11 protein-coding genes are annotated in these 10,189 nt (G+C 40.8%); 6 read left to right on the top strand and 5 right to left on the bottom strand.

Annotated features, from left to right (window positions below; all coding sequences use genetic code 11):
* Positions 1-107: 107 nt before the first annotated feature.
* The 5 genes from ND16A_RS12960 to ND16A_RS12980 form a co-directional block, all read right to left on the bottom strand.
* Positions 108-1,127: a SufB/SufD family protein gene (locus ND16A_RS12960; RefSeq protein WP_033076857.1), complete on the bottom strand. Its 1,020-nt coding sequence runs from the start codon at positions 1,125-1,127 to the stop codon at positions 108-110.
* 101 nt (positions 1,128-1,228) lie between these two features.
* The gene (gene sufC / locus ND16A_RS12965; protein WP_033076856.1) at positions 1,229-2,002 is read right to left on the bottom strand and encodes a Fe-S cluster assembly ATPase SufC; all 774 of its coding nucleotides are present in this window, start codon (positions 2,000-2,002) and stop codon (positions 1,229-1,231) included.
* A 48-nt stretch (positions 2,003-2,050) separates the two neighbouring features.
* Positions 2,051-3,517, bottom strand: a complete 1,467-nt coding sequence (gene sufB / locus ND16A_RS12970) for a Fe-S cluster assembly protein SufB (RefSeq protein ID WP_033076855.1) — start codon at positions 3,515-3,517, stop codon at positions 2,051-2,053.
* A gap of 38 nt (positions 3,518-3,555) precedes the next feature.
* Entirely contained in the window at positions 3,556-3,984 is a 429-nt protein-coding gene (locus tag ND16A_RS12975; protein ID WP_235282008.1) for an SUF system Fe-S cluster assembly regulator, read from the bottom strand.
* A 777-nt stretch (positions 3,985-4,761) separates the two neighbouring features.
* A complete protein-coding gene (locus ND16A_RS12980; RefSeq protein ID WP_033076853.1) occupies positions 4,762-5,190 on the bottom strand; it encodes a MerR family transcriptional regulator in 429 nt (142 codons plus the stop codon).
* 67 nt (positions 5,191-5,257) lie between these two features.
* On the opposite strand from ND16A_RS12980, the gene ND16A_RS21650 reads away from it, so the two are divergent.
* The 6 genes from ND16A_RS21650 to ND16A_RS13005 all read left to right on the top strand — a co-directional run bounded on the left by ND16A_RS21650 (position 5,258) and on the right by ND16A_RS13005 (position 10,160).
* Positions 5,258-5,479, top strand: a complete 222-nt coding sequence (locus ND16A_RS21650) for a GDCCVxC domain-containing (seleno)protein (RefSeq protein WP_081945502.1) — start codon at positions 5,258-5,260, stop codon at positions 5,477-5,479.
* A 1-nt stretch (position 5,480) separates the two neighbouring features.
* Positions 5,481-5,876, top strand: a complete 396-nt coding sequence (locus tag ND16A_RS12985) for a hypothetical protein (protein WP_033076864.1) — start codon at positions 5,481-5,483, stop codon at positions 5,874-5,876.
* A 14-nt stretch (positions 5,877-5,890) separates the two neighbouring features.
* Positions 5,891-6,199, top strand: a complete 309-nt coding sequence (locus ND16A_RS12990) for a heavy-metal-associated domain-containing protein (protein WP_033076852.1) — start codon at positions 5,891-5,893, stop codon at positions 6,197-6,199.
* Positions 6,174-6,908, top strand: coding sequence for a hypothetical protein (locus ND16A_RS12995; protein ID WP_052072947.1), 735 nt, complete (start codon positions 6,174-6,176; stop codon positions 6,906-6,908). The genes ND16A_RS12990 and ND16A_RS12995 overlap by 26 nt, the downstream gene beginning before the upstream one ends.
* Before the next feature lie 1,084 nt (positions 6,909-7,992).
* Positions 7,993-9,474: a Na+/H+ antiporter NhaC gene (gene nhaC / locus ND16A_RS13000; protein WP_033076851.1), complete on the top strand. Its 1,482-nt coding sequence runs from the start codon at positions 7,993-7,995 to the stop codon at positions 9,472-9,474.
* Between the two features lie 215 nt (positions 9,475-9,689).
* A complete protein-coding gene (locus tag ND16A_RS13005) occupies positions 9,690-10,160 on the top strand; it encodes a hypothetical protein (protein ID WP_033076850.1) in 471 nt (156 codons plus the stop codon).
* The last annotated feature ends 29 nt before the right edge of the window (positions 10,161-10,189 follow it).

Raw genomic sequence — 10,189 nt, 5'->3', positions numbered from 1 at the left:
TTGCTCAAATGCAGCAACAACGTTGATAAGTTGATCTTGGTTCGACATGTTTGCGTCCTGATGAATTAGTCGCAGTCATTAAATCAGATCGAAAAATAGAAGTTGAGCTATGCTCTCGTAAGCTCACTATAAATTTGCTGGCTACTACAACCTGGGGCTACATGGTCAATTTGGGTGTGATAATCGACATGTTGTCTGCCACCAACTAAATATGCACCATTTAAAATGCATTCGGCTTGCCGACCGGCTAGCCTGATCTGAATATCGTGCCGGGCAAGAGCCGCCCCCAATGAATAACTGTGAGATGTGAAAGCACTAGCCCGCTGTTGTTCCACATACATGGCGGAAATGTGGCTGCTGTCAACAGAGTCATACTGTAACTTATAGTGGTTCATCCGGGCATAGGGCCCCAGGCGTATTTCCGTCACCGAATTGGTCAGATTACCATTGGCTAGCGTTTGCCTCGTGTTCCTTTCCAGTCGGGTTATATCAAGGTAGTGCTCGACCAGAGTTATTACTGCGTTATCTTCTAGCACGAGTAGCAGTCTTGGGTAGCTCACCACGGCTTGTTCAGTCGCCGTGGAAATAAATAGACAGTGAATCGGTGTATTCACTCGAGTATTCTGCTGGGCCAGTAAAAATACACCATCTGACATCATGCTGGTATTTAATGCAGTAAAAGGTTGCTCTTCATAACCGGCTATACTCCCCAGCGTTGAAGAGAGAAGTTCTTCGTGGTCTTGCAAAGCTTGCGCGAAGCTGTGCAAGACCATCCCCTCCTGGTTCAGGTTAACGCTGGAAAGGTTCTCAATATAATGACCATTGATAAATACCAGACGATGCTCACCAGGAAAAAGACGTTTGGCCAATGCCTTGTTTGACCACAAGTCAACTAACAGATCAACCCAGGGCTGGGTATCTAATCGTTTGGCAGAGCAATAATTCTTCTGCTCTAGCTGTTTAATTTTGGTATATTTCCAGTTTTCATCTCTGGTGTCGGGCAAACCTTGAGTGGCGAGACTTGCCAGTGCATTCTCCCGCTCGGCAGTTAACCAGGGCAATGAAAGCCCGGACAAGAACATCTTGCTTTGGTGGTAATCTTGGATGAAACGCTCACAGAGGTTCATCTTTGCCTCCAATATTTTAATGATTCAAGGCTGCCAATAGCTTAGACGGACCACTTTTAATCGCATTTTTATGGGTTATGACCCTTTATTTAGTCCGTTTTTCAACCAGAAAATGGTGCTTCATGAATAAAGTTTGCGTAGCCCTTTTCTTCCAATTCCAGCGCCAACTCGGGTCCTGCCGATTGTACAATTTCACCATCGAGCAATACATGAACAAAGTCAGGTTTGATATAGTTCAACAAGCGTTGGTAGTGGGTCACCAGAATAATGGCACGCTCTGACGTAGCTGTATCAGAAAGTCGAAAGGCATTGACCCCCTTTGCCACTAATTTAAGCGCATCAATATCCAGTCCAGAATCCGTTTCATCAAGAATCGCCAATTTGGGTTCGAGCACCAACATTTGCAAAATTTCATTGCGTTTTTTTTCGCCTCCGGAAAAACCCTCATTGACCGAGCGATAAAGCAGTTGTTCTGCCATGCCAACCTGATTTACTTTAGTTTTTACCAGTTGTAAAAAATCTATTGCATCAAGCTCATCGAGTTTTTGGTATTTTCGCTGGCTGTTGAGTGCCGTTTTCAAAAATTGAATATTACTTACGCCTGGAATTTCAACTGGGTATTGAAATGCCAAGAAGATACCCTCACAGGCCCGTTCAGAAGCAGACAGTGCTAATAAATTACGACCTTTAAATAGGACGTCGCCAGCGGTTACCTGATAGTCTTCATGGCCAGCCAATACATTAGCTAAGGTACTTTTTCCAGAACCATTCGGCCCCATGATGGCATGAACCTCTCCCGCTTTCACAGACAAACTGACCCCTTTAAGGATCGTATTACCCTGAATATCCACGTGTAAATAGTTGATTGTCAACATACTAGACTCCTTTGCATAGCTGTTGTATATCTGCTGCTTTGCTTCATTTTACCCTGTACATCCTTCCAGGCTAACTTCCATCAGTGCTTGCGCTTCAACCGCAAACTCCATTGGCAGCTTACGAAATATCTCTTTACAAAAGCCATTGATGATCATCGAAACCGCATCTTCCGCAGTGATACCCCGCTGCAAGCAATAGAAGAGTTGCTCGTCACTTATTTTTGACGTGGTTGCCTCATGTTCAATTTTTGCAGAAGGATGTTTAACCTCAATATAAGGGAAAGTATGGGCAGAGCAGTATTCTCCAAGCAACAGCGAATCACATTGGCTGTAATTACGAGCATTGCTGGCATTCGGGCCAACATGCACTAAGCCTCGATAAGCGTTGGAACCATGACCTGCTGAAATCCCCTTGGAAATAATAGTGCTGGTAGTGTTTCTGCCAATATGGGTCATCTTAGTCCCCGTATCGGCTTGTTGATAATTATTGGTTAAGGCAACGGAATAAAACTCACCACTTGAGTTATCGCCCTGTAAAATAACACTGGGATATTTCCAGGTAATGGCGGAACCCGTTTCCACTTGAGTCCAAGATATTTTGGCGTGATTTCCGCGACACAACCCGCGTTTGGTAACAAAGTTATAAATCCCTCCTTTACCTTCTTTGTCACCGGGATACCAGTTTTGTACCGTAGCATATTTTAGTTCGGCGTTGTGATGAGCAATCAGCTCAACGACTGCTGCATGCAATTGATGTTCATCCCGCATCGGCGCGGTACAGCCTTCAAGGTAACTGACATAGCTGTTATCTTCTACGATGATAAGAGTGCGCTCAAACTGCCCGGTATTAAGAGAGTTAATACGAAAGTAAGTGGACAACTCCATCGGACAGCGAGTACCTTTAGGGACATAACAGAAAGAGCCATCGCTAAACACCGCCGCATTGAGCGCCGCATAATAGTTATCGGTATATGGCACCACGGAGCCTAGATATTGCTTAACCAGTTCAGGATGGTTTTGTACCGCCTCGGAAAAAGAGCAAAAAATCACCCCAACCTTGGCCAACTGCTCTTTAAAGGTCGTGGCGACAGAAACACTATCAAACACTGCATCAACCGCGACGCCAGCTAACTGCGCCCGCTCGTGCAGCGGAATACCTAACTTTTCATAGGTCTGAAGAATTTCAGGGGCAACGTCATCTAAACTCTTAGGACCGCTATCGTTGCTTCTGGGGGCACTATAATAAATGATGTCGTCGTAATTTATCGGCGGGTAATGCACCTTTGACCATTTGGGAACATCTAAGGTTAGCCAGTGTCGATAAGCCTGTAGACGCCATTTCAGCATAAACTCAGGTTCATTTTTCTTGGCTGAGATCTGCCTTATCACTCCCTCATTCAAACCGGGTGGCAGGCTATCGGTTTCTAGCTCAGTAACAAAACCATGAGGGTATTCGCCACTGACCAAGCGTTCCAGTTCTTGTGATTGTGATTGTGATTGCGATTGTTTAGCCATAACTATTCCACCTTTCAGCTATACTCCCCCCCTCGGCGTTAACCACTGAGCATTATTGAATTGATGACTCTATCATCAGCCGGTAACATCTCTTTCAAACTCACTTGCGCTAGGCTTTGGTAGATCATCCGATTAATATCCCGCCAGTTTTGACGTATATTGCAATGCTCCTCTGTGCGGCATAGCCCCTTTTTTACATTGCACTCAGTCAGAGCTATAGGTCCCTCTAATGAACTGATAATTTCTGCTAAAGAAATTTTTTCTGCTGGTCGTGCAAGTTGATACCCACCAGCCTTGCCAAGAGTTGAATACAACAAATTATTATTAACCATTAATTTCAATAACTTGCTAACTGTTGTTGGTGGTAACGAAATTGCGTTGGCCAAACTCGCCGCACTTAGTTTTTGGTCAGGATGTTGTGCCATATAAGCCAAGATCACTGAACCATAATCTGTAAGTTTGCTCACTCGTAACATAACCCCTCCTATATAGTACTATTATAGTCCTATTTATAAAAAACAATGGTCAATTTTGATTTTATCGGCAGATAATTAGGGGGGCAAATTGAAGCATTGATTAATTTGTACCGGCAATGGATATTTCCTTCGATTGACTCTGGCTCTGAAGAAAGCGTTCTCCTTTCCAATTAGCGTCTATTGATGTTATTTTAAGAAAATGACTATGAATACTATTGTTGAATCAACTCATGCTGAACTAAATTAGCGCCCTGAATATGATCGCGAAATTCAAGATATTGCTGATAATGCATTAACGTACCAAGTTAAGGGTATGGAAGCCATTGAAACTGCACGTCACTGCTTAATAGATGCCCTAGATTGTGATTTATTAGTGCATATTCCGGCGAACGTGAACACCGAGAATAGGTGTTCACGACGGTTTGGGGAATGACTGTTCACGATGCTCCGGAATATGCATTATTAGCACTTAGCTTTCCTGAATGTACAACAAATTTAGGTCCCATAGTTGAAGCTACCATAGTATCAAACGGGGTCCGAGTACATATGAATAGATCAACATTACACAGCAATGAGATTTGGCGTCTATAACTAGCTCTTCAATAAATAACCTGATAATTTTAATGTAATTTATTAAATTAAAGAAAGTAAAAGGTACGTTTTTTAAAACTTTTTGCGAACTAATAAATTGTTATGTATTCAGATTTTTTATCATTGCTAGGCTCAAATTAATTAGGATGTAGTGATCATTAACTTTTGGTCACAGTTTTAAAGTATTCCATCGCGATTTTCAGTGAAAAGAGCATCTACTATAGGGCAATCATCTATGGAGTTTTGATTGCCTTTACAATGGGTAACCATCTCATCTAATGCTGATTGAAGCCGTTGCAAATCCAGTATTTTTTCCTGCACTACTCTAGATTGTTGCATTGCCATCGCTCTAACTTCACCACAATAGTGGTTTGGTTCATCAATGAACTTAAGCAACTCTCTAATCTGTTCAATTTTAAAGCCCAATTCACGGCTACGTCGAATAAAATTTAAACGTTTGACATGAGTCAGGCTATACACTCGGTGTCCCCCCTCAGTTCTAGGTGGTTCAGGCATTAATTCGATTCTTTCATAGTAATGAACCGTCTCTACTTTACACCCTGATTTCTTAGATAACTGCCCAATTGAATATTTTTCAAAACCCATACAAAAAGCCCTTGAACCTATAGTAACTACAGGTTCTATACTAACATAAAAGATATAGGAAACTTATATGGGTAACATAATCACTGTTTCAGACCTAACATGTCCAGAATGTGGACATAAGGAACTGCTTGAAATGCCAACAAACTCTTGCCAATGGTTCTATGAATGCACTGCCTGTATGACATTAATGAAACCACTTAAGGGTGATTGTTGCGTTTTTTGTTCTTATGGAACAGTTCCTTGTCCACCAATCCAACAAAGTGGTTCATGCTCAGGTTGTGGAAGTTAATATGCCTAACATTGAATTTATTGAAAAACCTTACCTAAAATGGCTTGCGCTGTTCATAGCCAGTGGCACTTTACTTTGTTGTGCCCTACCTATATTGCTGGTTACCTTGGGGTTCGGTGCAGTAGTAGCCAGCTTGAATTACAACATACCAGGACTTATTTTTCTTTCTGAGCATAAGGTGTGGACATTGACCGTAGCCGCTTTGGTGCTAATGGCTTTAGCTTGGATCATTTGGCGACCTAATCAACGATGTCCAACAGATCCCGCATTAGCAGCCCTTTGTAAAAAATCCAAACTGTGGAGTAAAAGAATCTTTTGGCTAAGTGCAATGTTTTGGTCTATTGGTATTTTTACAAGCTACTGGTTATTACCAATTCGCAATTTTTTTAATTTATAAAGGAGAACTAGAGAATGAAAAAGGTTTTATTATTACCATTATTTACTGTCATTTTTTTTGCTCAACTAGCTAGTGCTAAAACAATTGAAGTTGATGTACACGGGATGACTTGTGCATTATGTGTCGATAGCTTAAATCGTACATTTGAAAAAATGGCAGATGTATCAAAGGTAAAAGTGAGCATGAAAATGAAGAAGGTCAGGTTAGAAACTGAATCCGAATCACCAACTATTGAAAAGATTAAGCAGGCTATATTAGATGCTGGGTTTACGCCAACAAAAGTAACTGTCATCGCTGATGCAAGAATTAAAGAATCGAATTAAACTCTTTGCCATTTTGGCACTAATTTCCTTACTTTATGTACAGAATGCGAATGGCATGGGGATGAGGTCATTAGTCGCTTTACCAATTGATAAAGGCGGCTACGTGATACGATTTTCATATGAAAGCCTAACAGATGGTGAAAGAGATGTTTTTATCTCAAGTGCAGCATATGGCCTTACTAAAGACAAAGCTTTGCTAATCGGAATGCCATACCAAATAACACCTGGTGCAAGAAACCGTGTAGGGGATTTCTCTGTTTTATATCGCCACACAGTATTACAAGATGATTTTTTTTCGGGCACATCAAGATTCGCATTATTGGGCGGTGTAGTTGTTCCTAGTGATAATGATCGCGAACCAGCCATACAAGCAGGGTTTGTCTATACCTTGTTCAAAAATAAACATGAATTTGATATTGATGTATTGTATCGAGAAGGTATAGATAATAGGCCTAGCAATGGCCAATATGATCTATCATGGCAATATCGCTTGTCACCCTCACAATTACCCGATTGGGGGATAGTTTCTCAGTTAAATACAGTAGCAGAACTTAATGGTCGATGGCAGGAAGGTAATGAAATGACAAACCAGGTTACACTCGGTCTACAATGGGTACATCCAAGATGGGTCATCGAAGGGGGGGTAATTAAAAACATAACTAATAACAATGAACTGAGCTTGATATTGAGTACACGATTTCATTTTTAAAGAAGATTAGCTCTAACATCATCGGATTTACGGGATTCATGATGCTTTACAGCTTTTCCAACATTGTCCTAAAGAGTCGGCTTTTTAGTACCTACAAATCGTCCTTTTTCATGTTATTTGTTTAGACTACAACAATTAAAGTTAATGACAGCTGTAGATCTAAATCTACCTTTTTATTGCTCATTATTTGAAAATTATCATGGCCGCTTTGTTGGCAATTGTGATCATAACTTTCTACACTCTGAGGTCAGCTGTATATCATACAACTGACAATCATAGTGATAACGGCTAGATTTCCGCTATGCGAAGACAGCTGTCATGCATACAGCCATCTTTTCGTCATTTTTTTATCTCTGCAGTGGTGCTGAAAAATTATATATTCATCTATTTTAAAATTTTTTATCAATTAAAAATCAAAAAGTGATTGAAACTACAAATTTGTGCCTTTGATGGCCGTTGCTGAAGATAAGGTTGATTAGGCACCGGCTTATACAAAGCAGAGACTAAATTAAGTTGCTCACAAGGGAAGTTTACAAACAAAAATGATGTATAACATTATTCCATTCATGGGAAATAACTGAATCGCCGCTGAAAATCGAAAAAATAACAAAATAAAATGCTTTTTTTACCCTTTAAATATTTATTCGCCTGTCTCAAAGTCAATACGATAGAAAATGTAGATAAAGTTGCTTTTGCTTAACGATTATTTATGTTTCGCAATTAACAAAGCATTCAAACTGTAAACACTTACCTAACCATCCAATAACCTAAGGATATTAGATATTTAGCCACTTTTCCAGGGGTCCAGCCAGCCTTTGCTGTAAATGAATAATTAATGAATAAATCATGAATAATTTTTGCATAAGCTAAATTACTGATAAGACCAGTTTTTTAACCATGGTTTATTTATCGCAAGCGCATAACTATTTACAATCTGATTTAAAAAGAGACTGTAACGTGCTAACCAGCCAAAAAAACTCTTGCAGTTTGTTAATTAAACGGGCAGGTTAGGTGAACTTTTCGTGAATGACTTGTGAATAATTCATGCATAGTTCGTGAATAATAAATTTTGGTGCAATGATGTATGCTTGAATTAAATGATGAAAACACCCCAAGTTTAACCGATGCTCTGATCCCAATAATTGCCCTGATAGTGTTACTTGCAACGGCGGTAAAATATTTTGGCGATAACTCTTCCTATGGGCCGAATCAAATCGCTTTATTGTTGAGCATGGGCGTTGCCATCATCATAGGTTTAAAAAATGGCTATCGTTGGCTGACGATTGAAAAAGCCATCGTGAAAGGCATTTCGCTATCTCTTGGCGCGGTGTTAATACTGCTAACGGTGGGCTCACTCATTGGCAGTTGGTTACTATCAGGTACCGTGCCGACGATGATTTACTATGGTTTGCAAATATTATCGCCGCAATGGTTTTATCCGGCCGCGTGTATTATTTGTGGTGTTGTTGCCATGAGTATTGGCAGTTCATGGACCACGGCGGCAACCATTGGTGTTGCCTTAATTGGGGTAGCGCAAGGATTAGGCTTATCTGTTGAAATTACCGCCGGTGCGATTATTTCAGGGGCTTATTTTGGCGACAAAATATCGCCATTGTCCGAAACCACTAATTTAGCCCCCGCGGTTGCCGGCAGCGAACTTTTTAGTCATATAAAATACATGTTTTACACGACAATACCGTCGATTGTCACCGCATTAATTTTATTCACTTTTCTTGGTTTGTCAGAGTCGCGTGAACTTGCCAATGAAGACATTAACGTGTTGGGCCAGCAGCTATTAGACAATTACTCGATTGGTATCGAAAACCTGTTTCCGCTGGTTATTTTAATTATGTTGGCCATTAACAAGGCCCCGGCATTTCCATCGGTTGCCATCGGCGCACTCGCCGGCGCTCTTTGTGCAATATTGTTTCAACAGCCGTTGATCATGAGCTTGGCAGAGCCCGCGGCAACAACATTCGATGCCAACCTGACCGTAGTATGGACCGCGTTATTCGATGGTGTTGCCATTAAAACTGCCAATGCCGAGCTAAATAACTTACTCAGTGGAGGTGGCATGTCGAGCATGCTTAATACCGTTTGGTTGATTATGTGTGCGCTAAGCTTTGGTGCCGTATTAGAGCGTTTAGGCATGTTACAAACCTTTTTACAGGCCATTCTCAAATCGGTTAAATCCACCGGCAGCTTAATTGCCAGTACAGTGGCAACGTGTATCGGTACCAATATCGTTACCGCCGACCAGTACATGTCGATAGTGATGCCTGGCCGCATGTTTAAAGAAGAGTATAAAAACAGAAACCTGCACCCGCTGGTATTAAGCCGTACTTTAGAAGATTCCGGCACCATCACCTCGCCTCTTATTCCCTGGAATACCTGTGGCGCTTACATGTACAGCGTATTGCTGGTGAATCCGTTAGATTATTTGTTTTATTGTTTCTTTAACATCATTAATCCAATACTGGCGGTTGTTTACGGCTTCATCGGGTTTAATTTAAAACAACTGTCAACAGCCAAGGTTAACAAGCTAAAACAAGCTTTCGCCAATTAATTTAGTTTCGGTATTATGCCAAGTAGCATAAATAATGGCTCATTCTTTGATAGATAAACTTTAATCCCCCTGGCGGGCCATTATTTATTCAGCTTGGTGTAATACCATTTTTAAATTTTCAACTATGATAGGTGTATGAATTCAACCTTATAAATTTCAAATCGTTACAGGACCCAGCTTTGTCTAATGATATTAACAATCAGGTAAAAACTGTTATGACAAATAAACATTCCGCTGAAACCAAGCTTGAGATAGCGTTTAAAGCGTTATTGAAAGAACAAATTGTGCGTTCTCAAGAAGAGCTTATTTATGAGTTGTCGCAGCGTGGTTTTGAGCGCATTACCCAATCCAAAGCGTCTCGTATGTTAGCAAGGTTAGGCGCAGTAAAAACTCGCAATGCCAACAACGATATTGTCTATACCTTGCCGGAAGCGTTGATCGTTCCGAAAGTGAAACAAACAATAGATACTGTGGTTATCGGCATCAAACATAATGATAACCAAATTATTTTAAAAACAAGTGGTGGATGTGCGCCTTTGGTGGCGCGCATGCTTGATACCATGGACGAATCCATCGGCATATTAGGGACCATTGCTGGCGATGATACTGTACTTATTATTCCTGCCAACGTTACCGACATCAATGACGTTAGCGCAACTATTCGACAGTTTTTGCAAATAAAATAGCAATCATGTCCACTTAAGAATGGTCCACT

This window comes from Thalassotalea sp. ND16A (assembly GCF_000764205.1).
Lineage (GTDB): Bacteria > Pseudomonadota > Gammaproteobacteria > Enterobacterales > Alteromonadaceae > Thalassotalea_A.
The sequence above is the reverse complement of the archived record's forward strand: the minus strand, read 5'-3'. Positions and strand labels throughout refer to the sequence as shown.